Source organism: Pseudomonas sp. AP42, assembly GCF_001728935.1.
Classification (GTDB): domain Bacteria; phylum Pseudomonadota; class Gammaproteobacteria; order Pseudomonadales; family Pseudomonadaceae; genus Aquipseudomonas; species Aquipseudomonas lactis.
Map to the genome: position 1 here is coordinate 55,561 of NZ_LYSO01000011.1, position 22,694 is coordinate 78,254.

The 22,694-nt window shown below is 60.7% G+C and carries 20 protein-coding genes and 1 pseudogene; 10 read left to right on the top strand and 11 right to left on the bottom strand.

Features of this window, described 5'->3' with window-relative positions; all coding sequences use genetic code 11:
* Positions 1–131 precede the first annotated feature (131 nt).
* The 3 genes from xylB to A7K61_RS06515 all read left to right on the top strand — a co-directional run bounded on the left by xylB (position 132) and on the right by A7K61_RS06515 (position 5,304).
* On the top strand, positions 132–1,613 hold the full coding sequence (xylB, locus tag A7K61_RS06505) for a xylulokinase (protein WP_069557256.1): 1,482 nt from the start codon (positions 132–134) through the stop codon (positions 1,611–1,613).
* Positions 1,614–1,625: 12 nt separating this feature from the next.
* Positions 1,626–2,564, top strand: coding sequence for a carbohydrate kinase (locus A7K61_RS06510; RefSeq protein WP_047710739.1), 939 nt, complete (start codon positions 1,626–1,628; stop codon positions 2,562–2,564).
* Positions 2,565–2,709: 145 nt separating this feature from the next.
* On the top strand, positions 2,710–5,304 hold the full coding sequence (locus A7K61_RS06515) for an autotransporter outer membrane beta-barrel domain-containing protein (RefSeq protein WP_069557209.1): 2,595 nt from the start codon (positions 2,710–2,712) through the stop codon (positions 5,302–5,304).
* A 72-nt stretch (positions 5,305–5,376) separates the two neighbouring features.
* Here A7K61_RS06515 and A7K61_RS31025 read toward each other — a convergent pair.
* Positions 5,377–5,647, bottom strand: a pseudogene (locus tag A7K61_RS31025) (DUF1652 domain-containing protein).
* Positions 5,648–6,017: 370 nt separating this feature from the next.
* On the opposite strand from A7K61_RS31025, the gene A7K61_RS06520 reads away from it, so the two are divergent.
* Both A7K61_RS06520 and map read left to right on the top strand, forming a co-directional pair.
* Positions 6,018–6,218 (top strand): ParD-like family protein, encoded by a 201-nt coding sequence (locus tag A7K61_RS06520; RefSeq protein ID WP_003190946.1) that lies wholly within the window; start codon positions 6,018–6,020, stop codon positions 6,216–6,218.
* Positions 6,218–6,988 (top strand): type I methionyl aminopeptidase, encoded by a 771-nt coding sequence (gene map / locus A7K61_RS06525; RefSeq protein ID WP_069557210.1) that lies wholly within the window; start codon positions 6,218–6,220, stop codon positions 6,986–6,988. Before A7K61_RS06520 ends, map begins: the two co-directional genes overlap by 1 nt.
* Positions 6,989–7,025: 37 nt before the next feature.
* Here map and sfnG read toward each other — a convergent pair whose 3' ends face one another.
* Together sfnG and A7K61_RS06535 are read right to left on the bottom strand one after the other, a co-directional pair.
* The gene (gene sfnG, locus A7K61_RS06530) at positions 7,026–8,150 is read right to left on the bottom strand and encodes a dimethylsulfone monooxygenase SfnG (RefSeq protein WP_069557211.1); all 1,125 of its coding nucleotides are present in this window, start codon (positions 8,148–8,150) and stop codon (positions 7,026–7,028) included.
* A gap of 656 nt (positions 8,151–8,806) precedes the next feature.
* The gene (locus A7K61_RS06535; protein ID WP_003190943.1) at positions 8,807–9,592 is read right to left on the bottom strand and encodes a sulfite exporter TauE/SafE family protein; all 786 of its coding nucleotides are present in this window, start codon (positions 9,590–9,592) and stop codon (positions 8,807–8,809) included.
* A 193-nt stretch (positions 9,593–9,785) separates the two neighbouring features.
* Here A7K61_RS06535 and A7K61_RS06540 point away from each other — a divergent pair, with 193 nt between their 5' ends.
* From A7K61_RS06540 to A7K61_RS06550, 3 genes are all read left to right on the top strand, one after another.
* Complete coding sequence (locus A7K61_RS06540; RefSeq protein ID WP_003190941.1) at positions 9,786–10,307, top strand: DUF3455 domain-containing protein; 522 nt, start codon at positions 9,786–9,788, stop codon at positions 10,305–10,307.
* A gap of 86 nt (positions 10,308–10,393) precedes the next feature.
* Positions 10,394–10,924, top strand: coding sequence for a sigma-70 family RNA polymerase sigma factor (locus A7K61_RS06545; RefSeq protein WP_032892062.1), 531 nt, complete (start codon positions 10,394–10,396; stop codon positions 10,922–10,924).
* Positions 10,921–11,595 (top strand): anti-sigma factor domain-containing protein, encoded by a 675-nt coding sequence (locus tag A7K61_RS06550; RefSeq protein ID WP_069557212.1) that lies wholly within the window; start codon positions 10,921–10,923, stop codon positions 11,593–11,595. The genes A7K61_RS06545 and A7K61_RS06550 overlap by 4 nt, the downstream gene beginning before the upstream one ends.
* Here the strand turns inward: A7K61_RS06550 and A7K61_RS06555 are convergent, their stop codons facing one another.
* Positions 11,596–12,897, bottom strand: a complete 1,302-nt coding sequence (locus tag A7K61_RS06555) for an ATP-binding protein (RefSeq protein WP_047710734.1) — start codon at positions 12,895–12,897, stop codon at positions 11,596–11,598.
* Positions 12,898–12,900: 3 nt separating this feature from the next.
* Positions 12,901–13,602 (bottom strand): response regulator transcription factor, encoded by a 702-nt coding sequence (locus A7K61_RS06560; RefSeq protein ID WP_003190934.1) that lies wholly within the window; start codon positions 13,600–13,602, stop codon positions 12,901–12,903.
* A gap of 171 nt (positions 13,603–13,773) precedes the next feature.
* Between A7K61_RS06560 and A7K61_RS06565 the strand changes: the two genes are divergently transcribed.
* Positions 13,774–14,916 (top strand): efflux RND transporter periplasmic adaptor subunit, encoded by a 1,143-nt coding sequence (locus tag A7K61_RS06565; RefSeq protein WP_032892065.1) that lies wholly within the window; start codon positions 13,774–13,776, stop codon positions 14,914–14,916.
* Between the two features lie 6 nt (positions 14,917–14,922).
* Positions 14,923–18,021, top strand: coding sequence for an efflux RND transporter permease subunit (locus A7K61_RS06570; RefSeq protein ID WP_069557213.1), 3,099 nt, complete (start codon positions 14,923–14,925; stop codon positions 18,019–18,021).
* 186 nt (positions 18,022–18,207) lie between these two features.
* Here the strand turns inward: A7K61_RS06570 and A7K61_RS06575 are convergent, their stop codons facing one another.
* The 6 genes from A7K61_RS06575 to A7K61_RS06600 form a co-directional block, all read right to left on the bottom strand.
* The gene (locus tag A7K61_RS06575; protein WP_069557214.1) at positions 18,208–18,762 is read right to left on the bottom strand and encodes a DUF4376 domain-containing protein; all 555 of its coding nucleotides are present in this window, start codon (positions 18,760–18,762) and stop codon (positions 18,208–18,210) included.
* Positions 18,762–20,120: a hypothetical protein gene (locus A7K61_RS06580; RefSeq protein ID WP_069557215.1), complete on the bottom strand. Its 1,359-nt coding sequence runs from the start codon at positions 20,118–20,120 to the stop codon at positions 18,762–18,764. Before A7K61_RS06580 ends, A7K61_RS06575 begins: the two co-directional genes overlap by 1 nt.
* Complete coding sequence (locus A7K61_RS06585; protein WP_069557216.1) at positions 20,120–20,695, bottom strand: YmfQ family protein; 576 nt, start codon at positions 20,693–20,695, stop codon at positions 20,120–20,122. Before A7K61_RS06585 ends, A7K61_RS06580 begins: the two co-directional genes overlap by 1 nt.
* Positions 20,692–21,762 (bottom strand): baseplate J/gp47 family protein, encoded by a 1,071-nt coding sequence (locus A7K61_RS06590; protein ID WP_069557217.1) that lies wholly within the window; start codon positions 21,760–21,762, stop codon positions 20,692–20,694. The genes A7K61_RS06585 and A7K61_RS06590 overlap by 4 nt, the downstream gene beginning before the upstream one ends.
* A gap of 1 nt (position 21,763) precedes the next feature.
* Positions 21,764–22,114 (bottom strand): phage GP46 family protein, encoded by a 351-nt coding sequence (locus A7K61_RS06595; RefSeq protein WP_069557218.1) that lies wholly within the window; start codon positions 22,112–22,114, stop codon positions 21,764–21,766.
* Positions 22,115–22,194: 80 nt separating this feature from the next.
* A complete protein-coding gene (locus A7K61_RS06600; RefSeq protein WP_371914719.1) occupies positions 22,195–22,692 on the bottom strand; it encodes a phage baseplate assembly protein in 498 nt (165 codons plus the stop codon).
* Between the last annotated feature and the right edge of the window lie 2 nt (positions 22,693–22,694).

Below are 22,694 nucleotides of genomic sequence, written 5' to 3' on the forward strand. Positions count from 1 at the left end.
TGGGAGCTGGCTTGCCTGCGATAGCGGTCCGGCAGTCACTGCAGGGTTGACTGGACCACCGCTATCGCAGGCAAGCCAGCTCCCACATCGACCGTATTTCCAACCCAATAATAATGCTGAGCACCCACCTCATGACCCAGCAAAACCTCTACCTCGGCATCGATTGCGGCACCCAGGGCACCAAAGCCATCGTCCTCGATGCGTCCAGCGGCAAGGTGCTGGGCCTGGGCGCCGCCGCGCACAGCTTGATCAGCGGCGCCAATGGCCGTCGTGAACAACACACCCAGGAATGGCTGGACGCCTTCACCGCCGCCACCCACCGCGCCTTGCAACAGGCCGGCGTGGACGGCCAGGACATCCTCGGCATCGGCGTGTCCGGCCAGCAACACGGCCTGGTGCTACTGGACGAACAAGGTGAAGTGTTGCGCCCGGCCAAGCTGTGGTGCGACACCGAAACCACGCCGGAGAACGACCGGCTGCTGCAGTATCTGGGGGGCGAACGTGGGTCCCTGGAGCGCCTGGGTGTGGCCATCGCACCGGGCTACACCGTGTCCAAGCTGCTCTGGACCCTTGAACAGCACCCGGACGTCTTCGCGCGCATTGCCCATATCCTGCTGCCCCACGATTACCTCAACTACTGGCTCACCGGCCGCGCCTGCGCCGAGTATGGCGATGCGTCGGGCACCGGTTACTTCAACGTGCGCCGCCGCGAATGGGATGTGGCATTGCTCCAGCACATCGACCCCAGCGGCCGCCTGCAAGCCGCGTTGCCGACACTGATCGAAGCCGACCAAGCGGTGGGCACGATCCTGCCGGCCATCGCCGAGCGCCTGGGCATCAACCCTGACGCGGTGGTGTCCAGTGGCGGCGGCGACAATATGATGGGCGCCATTGGCACCGGCAATATCGCCCCCGGGGTGATCACCATGAGCCTGGGTTCATCGGGCACCGTGTATGCCTTTGCCGACCAGCCGAACGTTAGCCCCCAAGCCTCGGTGGCGACCTTCTGCTCCTCCAGCGGCGGTTGGCTGCCGCTGATTTGCACCATGAACCTGACCAACGCCACCGGCGTGATCCGCGAGCTGTTCGAACTGGACCTCGACGCCTTCAACGCCTTGGTCGAACAGGCGCCCATCGGCGCCGATGGGGTGAGCATGCTGCCGTTTCTCAACGGTGAACGCGTGCCCGCCCTGCCCCACGCCACTGGCAGCCTGCTGGGCCTGACCATGACCAACCTGACCCGGGCCAACCTGTGCCGCGCGGTGGTCGAAGGCACCACCTTCGGCCTGCGTTATGGCCTCGACCTGCTGCGCCAGACCGGCCTGCAAAGCCAGAGCATCCGCCTGATCGGTGGCGGCTCGAAAAGCCCGCTGTGGCGGCAGATGGTCGCCGATATCATGCACACCGAAGTGGTGTGTACCGAACAGAGCGAGGCCGCCGCCCTGGGCGCGGCGATCCAGGCGGCGTGGTGCCAGAGCGGTGAACCGCTGGCCAGCCTGTGCAACAAATGCGTGAGCGTTGACCCTGCCAGCCGTACCTTACCCGTGGCGGCCAATGTCAGCGCTTATCAACAGGCGTATGAGCGTTATCAACAGCATGTGGCAACCCTTTAAGAGCGAGCAACTATGTATCTGGTGTGTGGTGAAGCGCTGTTTGATTTTTTCAGCGAGGAGGATGCCAGCGGGCAGGCCGCCAAGCTCCATTACAAGGCGATTGCCGGTGGCTCGCCGTTCAACGTGGCGGTGGGTTTACGGCGTCTGGGGATCGAGTCGGCGTTCTTTGCCGGCTTGTCCACCGATTACCTCGGACGGCGCTTGCAGCAGGTACTGAAAGACGAAGGCATCAGCGAAGGCTTTCTGGTGGAGTTCGACGCGCCGACCACCTTGGCGATGGTCGCCGTGGGTGCCAACGGCTCGCCGCAGTACAGCTTTCGCGGCGAAGGCTGCGCCGATCGGCAATTGCAACTGACGCACCTGCCGCCCCTGGGCGATGAGATTCGCGGGCTGCATGTGGGCTCGTTTTCACTGGTGGTACAGCCCATTGGTGACACGCTGCTGAGCCTGGTCAAGCGTGAAAGCGGCAAGCGCCTGATCAGCCTCGACCCCAACGTGCGCCTTAACCCGCAGCCCGATATTCAGCTGTGGCGCGCGCGCGTCGCAGAGCTGGTGCAACACGCCGACCTGATCAAGGTCAGCGACGAAGACCTGCACCTGCTCTACCCCGACCAGGCACCGGAAAGCGTGCTGCAAGGCTGGCTGCAACACCGTTGCCAATTGGTGTTCCTCACCCGTGGCGGCGACGGCGCGTCGGTATTCAGCCGTCAGCATGGCACCTGGTCGCAACCTGCGGTCAAGGTGGTGATGGCCGATACAGTGGGCGCTGGTGATACCTTCCAGGCGGCGCTGATTGCGTGGCTGACGGAACAGCAGTTGGATTCAGTTGACGGGCTGAAAAACCTGAGCCGCGAGCAGATCGACGCCATGCTGGGTTTCGCGATTCGGGCTGCCGCCCTGACCTGCGGCAAGACCGGCCCAGACCTGCCCTACCGTCACCAACTGGGTTGAGCTGAGCGGGCAAAAACCCAAAGTGCCATCACGCAGGCCACGTATTCCGTGGCCTGCGCGTCATGTACCAAAAAATTGCACTACTGAAAAACTGTGCTAAACCCAAAAACAGAAGCAGTTAATACAACAAACCTAGGACACACCCATGCAAAAGCCCAGTGGTTTCTCGACCCGGGCCGTTTTAGCTGTCGGCCTCATCTCATTGCAATACATGATCCCTCAACCCTCCCACGCCGCCTGCGTTCTCACCCCGGGAACCGGTAACGATACCTATACGTGCGACAACGGCAGCAGTCCCGGCCTGACCGATCTTTCCGGGGATAACAGCCTGACGCTCTCCACAGGCGGCGCCATCAATGGCGATGTGACCTTTGGCCCTGGAATAGATACGGTGGAACTCCGCAACGGCTGGGTCACCGGGATCGTGCAGCAAGGCGACGGTGTTGATCGTGTCGTCATGATGGGTGGGCGAATAGGCGGCCTGCTCCAGGGCGACGGCCGCGACTTGCTTGAAATGTATGACGGCATAATCGACGATGCTTTTGAAGACGGCGATGTGGCCTACCAGCGCGGTGGCAGCATTGGCCGCGTCAATATGAAACTGGACAAGAATTTCTATGAAATGACCGGGGGGAAAATCCTGGGCAACCTGGTCACAGGCTTTGATATCGACACGATCCGCATGTTCGACGGTTTCATCGGTGGCAATATCAGCACCAGCGGCGGTGATGACAGCATCACCGTCAGGGGCGGCGTGATCAATGGCGAGATTCGCGCCAGCGTCGGCAACGATACGTTCCAATGGCTGGGTGGCGGCCAGATCAACTCAGCGGTATTGATGGGTGATGGCGACGACACCGCCCTGCTGCAAGGCTTGAGTGAAAGCACACTGACCCACACACCCTCTATCGACGGTGGCCTGGGCAACGATCAACTGACCTTCGATACTACGACGTCCAGCACCGCCAGCCGCTACCTTGGCTGGGAGACCGTCAACCTCACCAACAAATCGCGCCTGGGCCTGGTCGGGGACTTTTTCTTCGGTGACAGTGACAGCAAAACCGGCATATTCAACATCGACGGCAGCAGTACCCTGGACGTGACCCAAGGCAGCATCCGCCCCTACACCGCCGGGCAACGGGTGACGTTCAATAACGCCGGCACGATCGACATGACCGCTGACAACAGCGCGACCAGCGTGTTGACGGTGCATGGCAACTACGTGGGCAACAACGGCCAGTTGCATCTGCAAACCGTACTCGGCGATGAAAACTCTGCCACCGACAAACTGGTGGTGACCGACGGCAGCATCAGCGGCCACACGCAATTGGCCGTCAGCAACCTCGGCGGTGTCGGTGGGCTTACCCGCAATGACGGAATCGAGGTGGTCCAGGCGCTTAACGGTGCGGTCAGCAGCAACGATGCGTTCGCTTTGAATGGCCCGGTATCGGCTGGGGCCTATCAGTATTTCTTATTCCATGGCGGCACCATCGCGGGCAAGGAAAACAACTGGTACCTGCGATCCTCGGTGGTCGCGGTGCAACCGCCAGCCGTTGTGACGCCGACGCCGCCCGTGATGCCCGCTGCGCCCGTAGCGCCCATTCCGGCAAATCCGCCAGCCGTCGACCCGGACGAGCCGCCTGTCGAACTCCCGACCGCGCAACCGGTAGCACCGGTCGAGCCCCCTGCGCCAGCACCCAACCAGGTTGCGGCGGCCCACTCACCGCAGTCCGCGGCGAGCAACCCGCCATTGCCGACCGCTATCCCCGGTGCCAAGCCGATTCCGTTGTATCGCCCGGAAGTGCCGATCTATTCAGTGGACATCCCGGCGGCGCAGGTCATGACGCTGCAAGCCCTCGGCACCTTTCATGAACGCCAGGGCGAGCAAAGCCTGCTGACCGAGACCGGTGCAGTGCCGGCAGGTTGGGGCCGTGCCTACGGCAGTGACTTCAACAAGAGCTGGTCGGGCATGGTGGCGCCCAGTTTCGACGGCACGTCCAGAGGCTTCCAGGTGGGTCATGATCTCTACGCCGCCCAAACCAGTGGCGGGCAGACGCAACGCTTTGGCCTGTTTATTGGCCAGAGTCGCCTGCGCGGCGACGTCAAAGGGTTTGCGCTGGGCTGGCAAAACCATCGTTCCGGGCGAGTCAAACTCGACGGCGACAATGTCGGCGCCTACTGGACCCTCACTGATCCCACCGGCTGGTACGTCGACCTGGTTGCCATGGGCACGCGCCTGGACGGCGACAACAAGTCCGACCGAGGCGTGAAGATGGACACCAAGGGCCACGCCCTGGCGTTATCCGCCGAGGCCGGCTACCCGATCACGCTGTCCGAGCATTGGGTCGTGGAGCCACAGGCGCAGGTGATCGGCCAGAAGATCGACCTGGATAGCCAGCACGATGGTATTTCCAAGGTCTCGTTTGACTCTCAGGAGTACTGGACCGGCCGCCTCGGCGCGCGCCTCAAGGGCCGCTATCTGGTCAGCAACACACCGGTGGAGCCGTACCTGCGGGCCAATGTCTGGCACACCTTCGGCGGGAGCGACACGGTGACGTACGACGAGGTCGACCGGATCAAAAGCGATCACAAGTCATCCACGGCTGATATTGGCGTCGGTGCTGTGGCTCAATTGTCATCCGCGGTCAGCGCCTATGTGGAGGGCAAATATGGAACCGGGCTGGACGACAATAACTTTGAGGGCGCCAGCGGTAGTATCGGCGTGAGAGTGAGCTGGTAAAGCTGAAGTCTTGTCAGCGTTGTGCCTGGCACATACCAGGCCCACGGTCTCAATTGCCCCTCAAGCGATCAACTAGTGATAACCGCGCCCGCCTGCTCGTTGCAGGACCGGTGCGTGGTGGTGCCTGAGGTCCTCACGCAACCCGGTGATCAGGTTGCAAATGGCTCGACTGCTGTCGAGTTTGTCAGCGTTTATACCTTTGACTTCCAAATCCACCCGGTCACGGTCGCGCTCATCGTAGACCCTGATCGTCAACGACGCATCCCTCGGCTTTGGTGCACTCGCACCGTTTAGGCAGGAAACTTCCTTCAATAATGCTGCGAAGCTCTAGTTCTGAAAGCATGGCTAACCTCTCCTTTTTTGAGACTGCCAACCTGTATATCTAACCGACAGGCACTTGCCTGCCACGTCTTGCCAACCTTGGAAGACGCTTTCAATCAGTAAGCCTACTCGGCAAAAACCGCTGTGGTTGTAACCTTTCCTCATAAGCAAGCCGCTTGCTCATATTAAACAAAACGCTCTTTTTGGCATCATCGTCGAACTACATCGATTAAACGTTTAACCCGCAGCGTGGGGGACAGGCGTTTATGTGGAAATCCGTTTTTCGGCAACATATCGCAACCAATCAGCCCACCACCGTTAAGCCGACGGCGGTTTGCGATAACCATACGAAACATATACGATTCGTATATCAATTAAACACAGTGAACCTCATGGGCATCGTCAAGATTACCGATCAACTGCACGAACAACTGCGCCTAGCCAGCGCCGCCATGGACCGCTCCATCAACGCCCAGGCCGAGTTCTGGATCAAGATCGGCCTGCTCGCCGAACTCAACCCGCACCTGCCCTACAACGAGCTGATCAACAAGCTGCTGCTGGACAAACCCGACCTGATCCGGGGGCGCAGCTGATGATCAAGACCCCCGCGCAGTTGGCCGTGATGCGTGAAGCCGGGCGCCTGTTGGCACAGGTCTTCGACATGCTCGATGGCTTCGTCGCCGCCGGCCGCTCTACCCTGGAACTGGACAGCGCCGTCGAAGCCTTCATCCGCAATGACCTCAAGGCCCGCCCTGCCAGCCTGGGGCAATACGACTACCCCTTTTGCATCAACACCTCGATCAACGAGGTGGTGTGCCACGGCATGCCCAGCGCCAAGCAGTTTCTCAAGGACGGCGACATCATCAACATCGACATCACCCTGGAAAAAGGCGGCTTCATTGCCGATTCCAGCAAGATGTACATGATCGGTAACGTAACACCCAAGGCCAGGCGCCTGGTGGACATGACGTTCGAGGCGATGTGGGCCGGTATCCGCCAGGTCAAGCCCGGCGCGCGCCTGGGCGATATCGGCCATGCGATCCAGAACCATGCGCAAGCCAATGGCTACAGCGTGGTGCGCGAATACTGCGGCCACGGCATCGGCCGGCAAATGCACGAAGAGCCGCAAATCCTGCACTTCGGCCGGCCTGGCACCGGCCTGGAACTGCGCGAGGGCATGGTGTTTACCATCGAACCGATGCTTAACCAGGGCAGCGCCAAAACTCGCAGCCTGAAAGACGGCTGGACGGTGGTCACCAAGGACAACAGCCTCTCGGCGCAATGGGAACATACCGTGGCGGTGACGGCGGATGGGTTTGAAGTGTTGACCTTGCAAACCCCTCAAAACCTTCACACCCTGTAGGAGCGAGCTTGCTCGCGAAGCCCTCAAGGACTACGCGTTAAACCAGGCTCCCCACTTTTTCGTTCACGTTTTTCGCGAGCGAGCTCGCTCCTACAGTGGCCTTGGCTTCGAGCTCGCGCACCAGCGGCAATACACGCTGGCCGAAATACTCCACTTCTTCCTGAAAGTGCAGAAAGCCTGCAAGCACCAAGTCCACCCCCACGGCCTTGAGTGCGACGATGCGCTCGGCGATCTGCTGCGGTGTGCCGATCAGGTTGGTCTTGAAGCCATCGTTGTATTGCACCAGGTCCTCAAAGCTGGACTTGGCCCAGTTGCCCTCGCCCTCCGGCGACGCCTTGCCTGCTTGCCTGGCCGCGTCACCAAAGGCATTGACCGCCTCCGGGTCGGCTTGGTCGATGATCTGCGCCAGCACCGCCCGCGCCTCCTCCTCCGTGTCCCGGGCGATCACAAAGGCGTTCACCCCCACCTTCACCGAGTGGTGGTTGGCAGCGGCCTTGGCGCGGATATCATCGACTTGGGCCTTGACGCCTTCGGGCGTGTTGCCGTTGGTGAAATACCAATCCGACACCCGCGCCGCCATATCCCGCGCCGCCCGCGAACTGCCGCCCTGGAAAATCTCCGGCTGGCCCAAGGGCTTAGGCCTGAGGGTGTACTGGTTGAAGCGATAGAAATCGCCCTTGAAGGTGAAATCGTCCTGGGTCCAGATGCCTTTGAGGGCACGAATAAACTCTTCGGAACGCCGATAGCGCTCATCATGCTCCAGCCAATGCTCGCCAATGGCCTGGAACTCGCCCTTGAACCAGCCACTGACGATATTCACCGCAATACGGCCATTGGTGAGTTGGTCGATGGTCGCCAATTGCTTGGCCGCCAACGCCGGTTGCCACGGCCCGGGCAGAATCGCCGCGATGACCTTGAGGGTGGTGGTTGCCGCGAGCAACGCATGGCTGAACGCCACGGACTCATGCTGGTTCTCGGCGCCATAACCTGCGGTGAAGCGAATCTGCGTCAAGCCATACTCAAAGCCCGCCGCCTCCGCCAGCTGCGCCAGCTTGCGGTTGTACTCGATGCCCCAGTGGGTGCGCTGTTCAATCTTGCTGACGACCAACCCACCGCTGACGTTGGGTACCCAATAGGCAAATTTCACGGCTTGCTGACTCATCGGACGGTACCTCGCACAAGGGATGTACAAGGGCTTACGCAGCAAGCGTGCCAGGGGCAGGCAAATGCCCGTAGCGTGGAGGTTACGAGGCAAAAAGGATGATTGAAGCGCTGGCTTGCCAGTGTCTGGTATCGCAGTGATTTGTGGATCTGCTGTTGCTCAAGCAACAGTGGCGACCGGCGCCGCCAAACGTACCCACGATGCGAAGCGAGCCGCTCTTGATCTGCTCTTGATCTTAGGCGCCCCGTTAAACCACGCTGGCCGTAATCCGACAGGGATTTGGGGGGTAAACCGGCAGGGATGCCGGTTTAGCCGCCCCGCGCCATGGATGGCGCGTGGCGGCGCCCCCCCAAATCACTGGCGGATTACGGGCACACCGAGCCCAAGCGAGGTGCCGAGTGATGGGGCATGAGCCCTTTGGTTACTTTGGGGCTTTTCCAAAGTGACCCGCCGTCAGGGCGGAACCCTAAGCGGCCGTTACCGCAGAAATGGATATATACACAACCCAATTGTGTCGCCTGTCAGGCCGCCTTCGCGAGCAAGCCCGCTCCCACAGTTGGATTGTGCGGTGTCAGGGAGATAGGCGTCGACTGGCAGGACGTCATCGCAGGCAAGCCAGCTCCCACAGTTGGATCAGGGCGTGTCAAGCAGAACACTCAGAACGCCAACTTGTACCCCACCGCCATCAACATCACCGCCAGGCACGGCCGCAATACCCCATCGGGAATCTTACCCGTCATATGGCTACCCACGTAGATCCCCGGCAACGACCCCATCAGCAAAAACCCCAGCAAATGCCAGTCCATATTCCCCATGCTGGCATGGCCCAAGCCCGCCACCAAGGTCAGAGGCACCGCATGGGCGATCTCGGTGCCAACCAGGCGCCGCGTGGCCAGGAACGGGTACAGAATAAACAACGCCACCGTGCCCAGAGCGCCAGCGCCGATCGAGGTCAGCGCCACCATGGTGCCGAGGATCGCACCTGTCACGACAGTGAGCACATTCAGATTGCGCGGGCGCAGATGGTAGGAATCGCCAGCATGACGTTGGGCAAAAGCCAACAAGCTTTTCTTGAACAGGATCGCCAGGGCCGTCAGCAGCAATACCACGCCAAGGGCCTGCTTGATCACCGCGTTCATCGCGCTGGGGTCGGTGTGCAGGCTGGCCAGGAACCATAACGTCAGCAACACCGCCGGCACGCTGCCCAGGGTGAGCCAGCCAGTGATGGTCCAGTCGATATTCTTGTTCTTGCTGTGCACCAGCACACCACCGGACTTGGTGATCGCGGCGTACAGCAGGTCAGTGCCCACCGCAGTGGCTGGGTTGATGCCAAACCACAGCAGGATCGGGGTCATCAGCGAACCGCCGCCCACCCCCGTCATGCCTACGATGAAACCCACGATCAGGCCGGCAACCACGAAACCAATATTACCTACATCCATTCCAGCTACCCGCGGCCTTATAAATTTCTGGCCGCAGGATAGCGATTTTTCTTATAACCACTTATACCGATGCGATCTGAGTTTATGCTTTTTTGGAAATCTTCACTTTTTTTTCAAAGCACTGCATCCAATGGGCGGGCCTGGGCCGTAGTCATCAGCGTAACCCTGCTGTTCTACCCAATGGAGAAACACCATGAACGCTAAAACACTGCTGTGCCTGACCGGCCTGCTCATCGCCGCGCCATCGGCGTTTGCCCAGGCGGGCCTGCCGGACAGCATCAAGGTGCCGGATGGCCACAAGCTGGCGATGCAAACCACCGGGGTCGGTGAAATCACCTATGAATGCCGCGACAAGGCCAACGCCGCCGGCCAGACCGAATGGACCTTCGTCGGCCCCAAAGCTGTGTTGAACGACCGTAACGGCCAGCAGGTCGGCACCTATTTCGGCCCACCCGCCACCTGGCAGGCCAAGGACGGCTCGACCATCACCGGCACGCAATTGGCCGTGGCACCGTCGAGCCCGGGTAACCTGCCTTATCAACTGGTCAAGGCCAACCCGGCCGAGGGCAAGGGTGCGATGAGCGGCGTGACCTATATCCAGCGGGTTGCGCTCAAAGGCGGCGTCGCTCCCGCTACGCCCTGCACCACGGCGAACAAAGGCGCCAAGGAAGTGGTGAAATACCAAGCGGATTACCTCTTCTGGGCCGCCAACTGAGCAAACTCAGCTACGCTGGCCAGGTAGGCGCGAGCAACCTCGCGCCTACCACGCGTAGACGTCTCCTCAGTGGCAGGAATTCTGGTTTGGCTGAAATCATCTTTGATTATGAAGTGTGCCTGTTAGCCTGCGCCCGCGGCGATCAACGCGCCCTGCACCAGCTCTATGAGCAGGACAGCAGCCGCTTGCTCGGTGTGGCATTGCGCATTACCCGCAACAAGGCCCTGGCCGAGGACATTGTGCATGACGCCTTTATCAAGATCTGGCATGGCGCGCGCAGTTTCGACCCCCTGCGAGGCTCCGCACGGGGTTGGGTGTTCAGCGTGACCCGCCACCTGGCCCTGGACGTGGTACGCAGCGCCGGACGTGACGTGCCGCTGGACGATCAGTACGAACCGCTGGCAGAGCCTGCCCAGGCTATCGAGTTTGCCGCACGCTCCGGGCAGATCCACCAATGCCTGGAACGGCTCGACCCGACACGCCGCACCTGCATCCTGCACGCCTATGTGGACGGTTACTCCCACAGCGAAATCGCGCAAAAGCTCAGTACCCCATTAGGCACAGTCAAAGCCTGGATCAAACGCAGCCTCACCGCCTTGCGCGAGTGCATGGCATGAACGACAGCCTGGATGAACTGGCCAGCGAATACGTGCTGGGGACCCTGCCCGCCGAACAGCGCGCGCAGGTGCAACAACGCCTGGCCCATGATGCGGCGCTGCGCGCAGCGGTGGATGCCTGGGAGCAGCGCTTGTTGCCTCTGGTGGCGCTGGCGCAACCGGTACCGCCTTCGGCACAGCTGTGGCGGCGCATTGAACGCCGCATCAAAGCCCCCGAAACGAGCGTGCCGTGGTGGAACCTGCTGGCGTTCTGGCGCGGGCTTTCTGCCGCGGGGCTGATGGCAAGCGTGGTGCTGGCGGCTTTGTTACTGACGCGCCCGCCCATCCCCGCACCCAGCTTCGTGGTGGTGCTGATGGCGCCACAAAGCCAGGCCCCGGGCTGGGTGGTACAGGCCAGTGATAATCAGCAGATTCAGTTGATCCCACTGGGGGTGATGGAGATTCCTGCTGACAAAGCCCTGGAGTTCTGGACCAAGGGCGATGGCTGGCAGGGTCCCGTCTCCTTGGGGCTGGTAAAACCGGGGCAGACCTTGTCGATACCCCTGGACAAGCTGCCGCCGCTGGCGCCGAACCAGTTGTTTGAACTGACGCTGGAAGGGCCCAATGGCTCGCCCACTGGCAAACCCACCGGGCCGATCCACGGGATTGGCCGTGCAGTCAAAGTGCTTTGATCACGAAAGGTTAGGCAGCCACACACGAAACCGCGCCCCGCCCAGGGGTGACGCCAGGGCCGTCAAGGTGCCGCCCTGGGCTTCCAGGGCACGCCGGCTGATCGCCAGGCCCAGGCCAAAGCCGCCGGTGGCGCGGTCGCGGCTGCGGTCCAGACGGTAGAACGGCTCGAAGATGCGCTCACGCTGGTCCGCCGGTATGCCGATGCCATCGTCGTCCACCCAGATTTCACAGCCTTTGGGGCATACACGCACGCCCACCTGGATGCGCTTGTCGCAGTAGCGCGTCGCGTTGCGCAGCAGGTTCTGCAAGGCTCGGGCGGTAAGGCGCGGGTCAAGGCTGAAGCGCTCCACGGCGCAATCGAGCACCACATCGATGACGATGTCGGGGTTTTCCAGCTCATCGTCGACGCTGCCCAACACGCTGTCGATAAACTCATCGAGCGCCACCTCTACCCGCTCCGGCAACTGCGCCGGGTTTTGCAGGCGGCTGTAAGACAGCAATTCCAGCACCAGTTCATCCAGCTCCCGAATATGCGCCACCAGGCTTTGCAAGCGCTCGCGGCTGGCCGCGGGCATGTCTTCGGAAAGCGCCAGGGCCAGGCCGAAATCCAGGCGGGTGAGCGGCGTGCGCAGTTCATGGGAGACCGCATTGAGCAAGTCGCGCTGCTGGTTCAAGAGGCGCTCGATATCGTCGGCCATGGTGTCGAACACCGCCGCCAGGCCACCGATGCTGGAGCTGGGTGCGAGCCCCGTACGCGCCTCCAGATGGCCCTTGCCCAATAGCGCGGCGGTACTTTTCAGGCGCTCCAGGTCACGCCAGTGCGGACGCAGCCACACCAGCAGGCACGCCAGCAAGGCGGCGCCGACCAGCACGTTCATCGACCAGTACAGCAGGTTCATGTCCAGCGGGTCTGGCGGCACGGTCAACTTGACTGCGAACTGCTGGTTGATCGGCGAACTGATTTCTTCCATCCAGCCCCACTCGCCCAGGCGGATCACTGGCTTGCCTTGCTCCAGTAGCTGTTCTTCCTCAGGGGTATAGCGGGCGTCCTGGCGCAGCAACAGCTGCACCTTCAACGGCGCAAAATCATGGCTCAACTGGTCGGTCACCTGGGACCAGCGCTCCACCGGCGCCCGCTGGTACTGCTTGACCATGAGCTTTTGCAGGCCACGGGACTGTTCGATGTTGTAGTCCATGTAGCGGTGTTCGAACAGCTGGATCACCAGCTTGGGAATCAGGTAAATAGCCGCACTGTAAGTGACGATGGTGATCAGGTAGAGGCGCAGCAGTACGCGAAACATGCTTCAGCATTCCCACTCGGAACGGCTGAACAGATACCCCTTGCCCCACACCGTCTTGATCTTGCGCGCCTCGCCCGCATGGTCGTCGAACTTGCGCCGCAGCTTGGAGATGGCCACGTCCACCGAACGGTCGGTGCCGTTGAACTCGATACCGCGCAGGCGTTGCAGGATCTGATCGCGGCTGAGCACTTCGCCGGCATGCCGGGCCAGCACCACCAGCAGGTTGTACTCACCGCTGGACAGCTCCACCGCCTGCTCGCGCCAGGTCACGGTGCGCTCGGACAAATCGATGCAGAGGTTGCCCATGACGATCTGGTCGCTGGCCACCTGGGGCTCGGACAGGCTACTGCGACGCAGCAATGTGCGCACCCGGGCCAGCAATACGCGAGGCTCACAGGGTTTGGTCACATAATCGTCGGCGCCCATTTCCAGGCCCAGTACCTGGTCGTGGCTGTCATCGCGGGCGGTCAGCATCAGGATCGGCAGGCCCGCCGAATCGGCGCGCAGCAAGCGGCACACCTGCAGGCCGTCGAGGCCTGGCAGCATCAGGTCGAGGATCACCAGGTCCGGTGGGTTCAGGCGTGCGCGTTCACGGACATGGTCGCCACGGCTGAGCACGCTGACGTGGTAGCCATTGCGTTCCAGGTAGCTGGCAATCAGCTCGGAGAGTGCGGCGTCGTCTTCCACCAGGAGGATGTTGGGCATGGTGTTTCCAAATAATGCGGTTTGTTGGTGTGTTGCAGGATTGTGCAAGGATATACGCCCCCGGCGCCCTGCGCGCCGTACCTTACACTTCTTCACAGACCCGCTACACAGCTTCACAGCACCACGGCGCAGGTGTCCCTAGGATGCGCCAGTCAATATTGGGATAAGAGCATGTCGAAGAATCTATTTGCGCCGTTTTGCCTGTTGGCCCTCACACTGGCGCTGAGCGCGTGTGGTCAGTCGGCAGACGAGGCGCCACAAATGCCCCTGGCCAAAGTGCGGATCGAAACCCTGCAGGCCAAACCCCTCTCTATTACCAGCGAACTGAGCGGGCGCATCGCCGCACCGCGTATCGCCGAAGTCCGCGCGCGGGTCGCCGGGGTGGTCATGCAGCGGGTGTTTAACGAAGGCCACGACGTCAAGCAAGGCGACGTGTTGTTCCGTATTGACCCGGCGCCGTTCAAGGCCGACCTGGACAGTGCCCAGGCCAACCTGAGCAAGGCCGAGGCCAATGCGTTCCAGGCGCGCCTGCAAGAACAGCGCTACAGCCAACTGGTGGAAGGCAACGCCATCAGCGGCCAGGAATACGACAACGCCCGCGCCGCCTTGCGCCAAACCAACGCCGAAGTCGCCGCCAACAAAGCCGCCGTCGAGCGTGCCAAGCTGAATTTGGGCTATGCCACCGTAACCGCACCGATTTCCGGGCGCATCGGCCGCGCCCTGGTGACCGAAGGCGCGCTGGTCGGCCAGAACGAAGCCACGCCGCTGGCGATTATTCAGCAACTGGACCCGATCCACGCCGACCTGACTCAATCTACCCGTGAGCTGAACGACCTACGCCGTGCGTTTCGTGCCGGCAGCCTGAAGCAGGTCGGCCAGGACCAGGCCAAGGCCACCTTGATCCAGGACGACGGCAGCCAGTACCCATTGCCGGGAAAATTGCTGTTTGCCGACATCAGCGTCGACCCGGGCACCGGGCAGATCATCCTGCGCAGCGAGTTCCCCAACCCGGACCTCGACCTGCTGCCGGGCAGCTTTGTGCGGGTGCGTGTCGAACAGGCCGTCGACAAGCAAGGCCTCAGCGTGCCGCAACGCGCCATTACCCGTGACAGCGCCGGTATCCCGATGGTGTTGCTGCTGGATGCCGAGCAGACCGTCAGCCAGCAACCGGTGGAACTGGGCGCGGTGGTCGACAATCGCTGGATCGTCACCAGTGGCCTCAAGCCCGGCGACCGCATCATCGTCGAGGGCCTGCAACATGCGCGCCCCGGTGAAAAAGTTGAAGTGGACGACAGCCCGCTCGTAAAGGAATAACCCGTCATGCCGCAGTTCTTTATTGACCGCCCGATCTTCGCCTGGGTGGTGGCTTTGTTCATCTTGCTGGCCGGTGCGCTGGCCATCCCGCAGTTGCCGGTGGCCCAGTACCCCAACGTCGCGCCGCCCAAGGTGGAAATCTACGCGGTGTACCCCGGCGCCTCGGCCCAGACCCTGGATGAGAGCGTGGTCAGCCTGATCGAGCAGGAGCTCAACGGCGCCGATCACCTGCTGTATTTCGAATCCCAGAGCAGCCTGGGCTCGGCGACCATTACCGCCACGTTCCAGCCGGGTACCAACCCGGAAATGGCCCAGGTGGATGTGCAAAACCGCCTCAAGGCCGTGGAGCCGCGCCTGCCGCAAGCGGTGACCCAGCAGGGCTTGCAGGTGGAGAAAGTCTCCGCCGGCTTCCTGCTGCTGGTCACCCTGACCTCCAACGACGGCAAGCTCGACGACGTGGCGCTCAGCGATTACCTGGCGCGCAACGTGATGAACGAGCTCAAGCGCCTGGACGGCGTCGGCAAGGCCCAGTTGTACGGGGCCGAACGCGCCATGCGTATCTGGATTGACCCGCAGAAGCTGATCGGTTTCAACCTCACGCCGGCCGACGTCAACGCCGCGATCAGCGCCCAGAACGCCCAGGTCTCTGCGGGCAGCATCGGTGACCTGCCGGGTACCCACACCCAGGAAATCACCGCAGCGGTGCTGGTCAAGGGGCAACTCTCCACCCCGGCCGAATTCGCCGACATCGTGCTCAAAGCCAACCCCGACGGCTCCACCGTGCGCATCGGCGATGTGGCGCGGGTGGAAGTCGGCAGCCAGGAGTACCAGTTCTCCACCCGCCTGAACGGCAAGCCGTCCACCGCCGTCAGCGTGCAACTGTCGCCCGGCGCTAATGCCTTGAGCACCGCAACGCTGGTGCGGGCGAAAATGGACGAGTTGTCGCGCTACTTCCCCGCCAATGTGGAATACAAGATTCCCTACGACACCTCGCCCTTCGTCAAGGTCTCGATCACCAAGGTGGTCTACACCTTGCTGGAGGCGATGGCGCTGGTGTTCGCGGTGATGTTCCTGTTCCTGCAGAACGTGCGCTACACCTTGATTCCTACGCTGGTGGTGCCGATCGCGCTGATGGGCACCTTCGCCACCATGTTGCTGCTGGGTTTCTCGATCAACGTGCTGACCATGTTCGGCATGGTGCTGGCGATCGGTATCCTGGTGGACGATGCCATCGTGGTGGTGGAAAACGTCGAGCGGATCATGGCCACCGAGGGCCTGTCGCCCAAGGACGCGACGAAGAAAGCCATGGGCCAGATCACCGGGGCCATCATCGGTATCACCCTGGTGCTGGTGGCGGTGTTCCTGCCGATGGCCTTCATGCCCGGCTCGGTGGGGGTGATCTACCAACAGTTCTCGCTGTCGATGGCCACCTCGATCCTGTTCTCGGCGTTCCTGGCCCTGACCTTGACCCCGGCCCTGTGCGCCACCTTGCTCAAGCCGATTGCCAAGGGCGAGCACCATGCCAAGGGCGGGTTCTTCGGCTGGTTCAACCAGCGCTTTGACCAACTCACCAACCGCTACGAAGGTTGGGTGGCCTATGCCCTCAAGCGCAGCGGCCGCTACTTGCTGATCTACCTGGTATTAATAGTGGGCATGGGACTGTTGTTCAGCCGCCTGCCCTCCTCGTTCCTGCCGGTGGAAGACCAGGGTTACACCATCACGGATATCCAGTTGCCGCCGGGCGCCAGCAAGAACCGTACGGTGCAGGTGGCCGAACAGATCGAGGCGCATAACGCAGGCGAGCCTGGGGTGGGTGATACCACCATGATCATGGGTTTCAGCTTTTCCGGTTCCGGGCAAAACGCGGCGCTGGCGTTTACCACGCTCAAGGATTGGTCGGAACGTGGCAGTGATGACTCGGCTGCCTCGATTGCCGATCGCGCCAACATGGCCTTCAGCGAACTCAAGGACGCGATTGCCTACGCCGTTCTGCCGCCACCGGTAGACGGCCTGGGCACGTCCAGCGGTTTCGAGTTCCGCTTGCAGGACCGCGGTGGCGTCGGCCATGTCGGGTTGATGGCCGCCCGTACCGAATTGCTGGACGCTGCGGCGAAAAGCCCGATCCTGGCCAACGTGCGCGAAAGCGCCCTGGCCGAAGCACCGCAAGTGCAGCTGGAAGTGGACCGCAAGCAGGCTAATGCCCTGGGTGTGTCGTTTGCCGACGTAGGCAACGTGCTGTCCTCGGCGATCGGCTCGGCGTACATCAACGACTTCCCCAACCAGGGCCGTATGCAGCGCGTGGTGGTGCAGGCCGAAGGCGACCAGCGCAGCCAGGTGGCCGACCTGATGAAGATCCACGTGCGCAACAACGCCGGGAAGATGGTGCCGCTGTCAGCCTTCGTCCAAGCCAAGTGGACCCAGGGCCCGACGCAGTTGACCCGTTACAACGGCTACCCGGCCATCGCCATCAGCGGTGAAGCGGCGCCGGGGCACAGCACGGGCGAGGCCATGAACGAAATCCAGCGTTTGGTCAGCCAACTGCCTGCCGGGCTGGGCCAGGAATGGACGGGGTTGTCATTGCAGGAACGCTTGTCCGGCTCCCAGGCACCGCTGCTGTTGGGCCTGTCGTTGCTGATCGTGTTCCTGTGCCTGGCCGCGCTGTATGAAAGCTGGTCGATCCCTACCTCAGTGTTGCTGGTGGTGCCGCTGGGCGTGCTCGGTGCGGTGTTGGCCGTGAGCTTGCGCGGGATGCCCAACGACGTGTTCTTCAAGGTCGGCTTGATCACCATCATCGGCCTGTCGGCGAAGAACGCGATCCTGATCATCGAGTTCGCCAAGGACCTGTATGACCAGGGCGAAGACTTGATCGACGCCACCTTGAAGGCGGCGCGGTTGCGATTGCGGCCGATCATCATGACGTCCCTGGCGTTCATCCTCGGCGTGGTGCCCTTGGCAATTGCCACCGGGGCCAGCTCGGCCAGCCAACAGGCGATTGGTACCGGTGTGATTGGCGGGATGATCACGGCGACATTGGCGGTGGTGTTTGTGCCGGTGTTTTTTGTGGTGGTGATGAAGCTGGTGCGCAAGCGCCATAAACCAAACTGATCAACGCCGTAGCCAATGTAGTGGCTTGCAAGTTATAGCCGTGGACGGTAACCACGATGCGAAGTGTAAGCGAGCGCCGGTTTTGGCACCGCCTAACGGGATAATTGGCACAAGTAATAATACAGGTGGCTTAATTAATTAGCGCTTTGTTTGGCACCCTATGCGGCCGCCCTCCGGCGCAAGCAGTCACCGGGGGCTTTCAGCGTATTGGGGCCACCCTTCGCCAAGCATCATCTCGGTAAACTCTCCAGCATTCAGCGCATTGAGTAGCTCATGTTCACGCTCAAAGCACGCTTGGACATGCTCATTTACAGCGTCTGCCACAGCAAGCAGTTGAGAGCCGGAGATTTCCACAAACCCATCGGACGTCTTCCATTTCAAGACATGCTCGGGATTGCGCATCCCCTGCAAGGCGGCCGAAGCAATTAAAGCCTTGCTGCGGTCGTCCGTGGCGATAGACATGCCCTGGACAACGATCCCGCCGATTTCACGTTCATAGCGAGTATTTGCGATGGTAAGTGTCAACTGTCGGGCGATTTCTTCTTGCGTAGGCGGTGCGGGCTCGACTTTCGAAATACCCCCGTCCTTGCCTAGGGTCCAGATACCATCAGTTTCCTGGATCAAACGGACCCATAGCTCCTCATCAACGCTCACCGCACCCTTTGGAAGGGTATGCAGACCTTTGATCAGACGCAGGTCCAATGTCCCATCGGGTTTAAATGTCGCATATTTATCAGCCATCAAAATGCCCCTCCAATCGCGAACCATGAGCCCGTCCTAGGCGCGCTATCCGCAGACCCCTTGCCAACAATCATTGCGGTACTTGTAATCCCCTGAGTGCCGATCTGGTCGTTTGCTGCGCCATCAACCCCTGTCCAAGCGTGTAGTACCGTCCCGAACGGAATTGGGAAGTTAACGGCAACTTGAGCCCCTGAATTTGCAGTCAATGAGTACCGACCCCACTGGAACATAAAGCTCCCCATCCAAGTTGGAAAAACGATGTAACCCGTCGCGCCCAGGCTGACGAAGAAGCCTAGCCGAAGGTTCTTAGGTGTTACCGCAGAAAGGGTGTCTGAGCCCTGCTGTGTGGCGGCGAGCGTCGCCAATCTGATAATGCCGGCCACGCCCTCTTGCGCCGTGTCTTTATCAGTAATGAGGCTACCTAAATCCGTATTGTCTACAGTCGCCTTTAATCTGCTGTTAGTGCCGAACCCAAGGAATATTTTATTTTCAGTCGTACCGGTTTGCCCAATGCCGCCGCCTTGCTGCACAGGCACAAAGCCCAGCGATGCCTGAAAGCCTTTCAGTACCTTGGTCACGTACTGCGCAACCCGCAACGATGTAGATGCCTTTGAGTTATCAGTCCCTGCCTCGGCTTCCGCCTGACTGGCAATAGCAATTCCATAGCCAGTCAGGCTGGATGCTGTATCGGCTTTATTGCTGAGCTTTACATTGAGATTTTGCGCAAAGTTCGCGTCATTGCCCACCGCATACGCCAGCTTTTCCAGCGTATCAAGGTTAGCGGGAGGGTCGGCAACGATCTGATCGACCAAGGCTTGCAGATTGGATGTGAACGCCACATACCCTAGATCCGAACTATCGACCGTGACTTTGAGACGCCCCTCCGGCGACCAACCAATTACGACTTTATTTGCTGTGCCAGAGGTTTGCCCAATACCGCCCCCTTGCTGCACGGGCGCGAAGCCCAGCGATGCCTGAAAGCCTTTCAGTACCTTGGTCACGTACTGCGCAACCCGCAACGATGTAGATGCCTTTGAGTTATCAGTCCCTGCCTCGGCTTCCGCCTGACTGGCAATAGCAATATCGTAATCAGCTAAAGATGTTCCTTTATCGGCTTTCCCTGCCGCAGCCGCAGCCGCTTTTGCCTGAGCAACAGCCTTGACCGCGTTCAATATCTGATAATCGTCAGCTGAGTCGAGGGGCGCGCCCGCTCCCATTGCCAAGTGCACCAGTTCGCGCTGGACGGCATTAAGCCAAGCAGCCTTAAGCAACGTCGCATCGACGCCCGCCCCTGGATTGCCCTCGGTGAACTCACCAGCGGCGTTTGCCGTGTTGGTGCTGTCGCTGATCTTCTGCATTAGTTGTCTCCGTAACCGAACAGCAAAATAGATTCTGCGGGCTTCATTTGCCCCAGCCGACACTCAAGGGCTCGATTGCCCCAGGCGGATAAAGGATCGCCAGCGCCAGTAGCACCTGCCCTGGCATGGCTGACGGTTACGTTCGGTGCGTTAACCCGCCAGGTGAAATTCCAGTCGCCCCCATTTATGGGGTCGCCAGCCCGCGCAATTCCTGCACGTGCTGGTCGGAATGTGGTGATGGTGATGTCGTAGCCCATGGACTTTGCCAGGGCTATAAAGAAGGGTTTGCTTTGACCTGCACGACCTTGCAATTTGCTGACAACAGCCTGTACGCGCTGGCCGACAGTTTGAGCCTGGCCAACCAGACAGGGATCAGGCAGCGCGAGTACGCGCTCCCAGTCAGTCAGGCCCTCGCCGGAGTCTGGGAATATGGCGTTGTAGACCATGCTTGCCTGGGTGTCTGCCAAGTCCATCGCATTGGCTTCGGCTTCGATGGTGGCTGACAGATAAGGTGCCGAGCCATCATAGGAAACAGGCGGTAGGAGTAGCCGGAGCTGATCAGCGAGTGTGGTCATTCCATCAGCCCCAAAGTGATGGTCCCTGGCCGAATCCAACCAATGATTTTTGGATCATAAGATGCCTGGACGTTACCGGTCGGTGTAGTAACAGACCTATCCAGAACGCCCGCCAAGTTGTTGATCATTGCCTCAATTTGGGATCTCTTGAGGGACTCACCCGGTTTTAAAGCACCCAAGAGGACGTTGTAAGCCTTCTGCGCGGCAGCCTGCACGTCGGCCATGGTGAAGTCGGGGGCCAGTTCAATTCTGGCGGTGGAATCGACGGTGCGAATCGTCGGTGCGTAGACCCATACATCGACGATGACAGAACACAGGCTTTGGATATGTGCCAGGCAGGCCGCAATTACCTCGGCGGAAGGCGTACCGGTGCTGGCGGTGATGACGACATCGACAGTTCCGCCACCACGGCGCTTAGGGATAACCTTGGCATCGGCAACACCCTCGACCTCCAGCGCCCAACGGCGGTAGTCATAATCGGCACCACCGGCCGGGGGTGACCGGAGAATGTCGAGGTAGCGCGCCAAGAGGGATTCGATTTTTTCCTCATCTTCGCCGCCCGTGGTCTTGCCCACGAATGTTGCTGCCGAGTCCATCCCCAGGGGCGGACTGGTGAGGACCAGAGCGCCGGTCAGGCCGTTGAGAGCTACACCGACGGTCTGAGCTTCGACCAGGACCACGGCGGTGCTGTCGGTGCCAATCTTCGCGCCAGTTTTAGCTGTGAACAGTTCGCCCGTGACAACGTGCCTCAAGGTGGCGCCGATCAGCAGTTCGACACCGGGCGTACCCTTTAAAGCTACGGAACCAGTTGCCGCAACGGGGTCTTTACGGAAGACACCACGAAGCCCGGCCGAGTGAATCAGTTCCTCTTCATCTGCGGTGTCCGGGAATATCTGCCGATAGAGCCAGGCCAGCTTTTGATACAGGCCCTCGATTGCCGACGCCACAGCGGCTGATCGTACATAGTTATCGCTGTCCGGGCCGATATCGGCCTCGGCTTGAAGGTTGCGAATATCGCGCAGGATGTCCCGCAAAATGGCGTCCAGGGATCGACCGGTGTAGGCCATGTCAAATCACTCTTACAGGGTGGCGAAATACCTGCGGATTGCCGGTAGCGTCGATAATTTCGATGTGAAGATAGAGCCAGCCGTTGTGGGGCTGCTCGGCGCTGACAGTTATGGTTTCGGCGCGACCGTCTTCAAGTAATGGCTTGAGAGCATCAGCGGCGTACTGCTTGGCGTTTTTGCTAACCCGTGCGACGTCTTTGGAGCGTTTTAGCTCATGCAGGCGGGAGCCCACGGTGGTGTCTTTCCACCAGGTGCCGAGGGGTGTCATGAGGCGGATGTAAACGGCGTTGCCCAGCGTATTGATACGCTGGCCCGTCAAGTCGCCAGTGGTTGGGTTTATGCCTGCGTCCATAGGTTGGCATACTGACGCGCAGGCTCGCCCGGCTGAGTATCAGCGGGGTTTAAGAATATTTACATCCGAGCAAACTAGGCCTATTGAGGCGGATCTGGCGGCGGTCCATCTGGGTGGCCGTGCGCGTTATACAGATCGCGATCTTGCTGCATGCTTCGGGTATGGTCGGTGATCTCGCCATCAGCCTTTGCATCCCCGCTCATTTCGACCAGGGGCGTTTCAAAACGAACCTTGGTCTTGGCCTTCACCACCAAAGTGTCGGTTTCAATCTCAATCAACCGGCCGCGCTTCATGTGGATGTAGTCGCCTTCATCGGTATACAAAGCCACTTCGCCATCCTTGACCACGACCCGATAACGCCCATCCTCGCTGGCTACGACGACCGTGTGCTTGCTGTTACCGCCTACAGGAATCGCGATAAATTCAGCACCAGGCAACGGCGCCGAACTGAATCCATAGTGCTGCATCAGCTCCCCTGAAACGGACTCACCCGCAAGCCCTTCCATTTCGATGCCAATCAACGTGCCATGGGTATTACGTGCCGCCGTACCCCGAAACGCCTGGCGTACGTTGCTCATCA

Excerpts from the sequence above, each read along its gene's own strand:
- A7K61_RS06575 (WP_069557214.1), bottom strand. The coding sequence starts at position 18,762 with ATGGCTGATAAATATGCGACATTTAAACCCGATGGGACATTGGACCTG.
- A7K61_RS06595 (WP_069557218.1), bottom strand. The coding sequence starts at position 22,114 with ATGGACGCAGGCATAAACCCAACCACTGGCGACTTGACGGGCCAGCGT.
- xylB (WP_069557256.1), top strand. The coding sequence starts at position 132 with ATGACCCAGCAAAACCTCTACCTCGGCATCGATTGCGGCACCCAGGGC.
- A7K61_RS06585 (WP_069557216.1), bottom strand. The coding sequence starts at position 20,695 with ATGACCACACTCGCTGATCAGCTCCGGCTACTCCTACCGCCTGTTTCC.
- A7K61_RS06540 (WP_003190941.1), top strand. The coding sequence starts at position 9,786 with ATGAACGCTAAAACACTGCTGTGCCTGACCGGCCTGCTCATCGCCGCG.
- A7K61_RS06515 (WP_069557209.1), top strand. The coding sequence starts at position 2,710 with ATGCAAAAGCCCAGTGGTTTCTCGACCCGGGCCGTTTTAGCTGTCGGC.
- A7K61_RS06520 (WP_003190946.1), top strand. The coding sequence starts at position 6,018 with ATGGGCATCGTCAAGATTACCGATCAACTGCACGAACAACTGCGCCTA.
- map (WP_069557210.1), top strand. The coding sequence starts at position 6,218 with ATGATCAAGACCCCCGCGCAGTTGGCCGTGATGCGTGAAGCCGGGCGC.
- A7K61_RS06535 (WP_003190943.1), bottom strand. The coding sequence starts at position 9,592 with ATGGATGTAGGTAATATTGGTTTCGTGGTTGCCGGCCTGATCGTGGGT.
- A7K61_RS06560 (WP_003190934.1), bottom strand. The coding sequence starts at position 13,602 with ATGCCCAACATCCTCCTGGTGGAAGACGACGCCGCACTCTCCGAGCTG.
- A7K61_RS06510 (WP_047710739.1), top strand. The coding sequence starts at position 1,626 with ATGTATCTGGTGTGTGGTGAAGCGCTGTTTGATTTTTTCAGCGAGGAG.
- A7K61_RS06555 (WP_047710734.1), bottom strand. The coding sequence starts at position 12,897 with ATGTTTCGCGTACTGCTGCGCCTCTACCTGATCACCATCGTCACTTAC.
- sfnG (WP_069557211.1), bottom strand. The coding sequence starts at position 8,150 with ATGAGTCAGCAAGCCGTGAAATTTGCCTATTGGGTACCCAACGTCAGC.
- A7K61_RS06565 (WP_032892065.1), top strand. The coding sequence starts at position 13,774 with ATGTCGAAGAATCTATTTGCGCCGTTTTGCCTGTTGGCCCTCACACTG.
- A7K61_RS06590 (WP_069557217.1), bottom strand. The coding sequence starts at position 21,762 with ATGGCCTACACCGGTCGATCCCTGGACGCCATTTTGCGGGACATCCTG.
- A7K61_RS06550 (WP_069557212.1), top strand. The coding sequence starts at position 10,921 with ATGAACGACAGCCTGGATGAACTGGCCAGCGAATACGTGCTGGGGACC.
- A7K61_RS06600 (WP_371914719.1), bottom strand. The coding sequence starts at position 22,692 with ATGAGCAACGTACGCCAGGCGTTTCGGGGTACGGCGGCACGTAATACC.
- A7K61_RS06580 (WP_069557215.1), bottom strand. The coding sequence starts at position 20,120 with ATGCAGAAGATCAGCGACAGCACCAACACGGCAAACGCCGCTGGTGAG.
- A7K61_RS06570 (WP_069557213.1), top strand. The coding sequence starts at position 14,923 with ATGCCGCAGTTCTTTATTGACCGCCCGATCTTCGCCTGGGTGGTGGCT.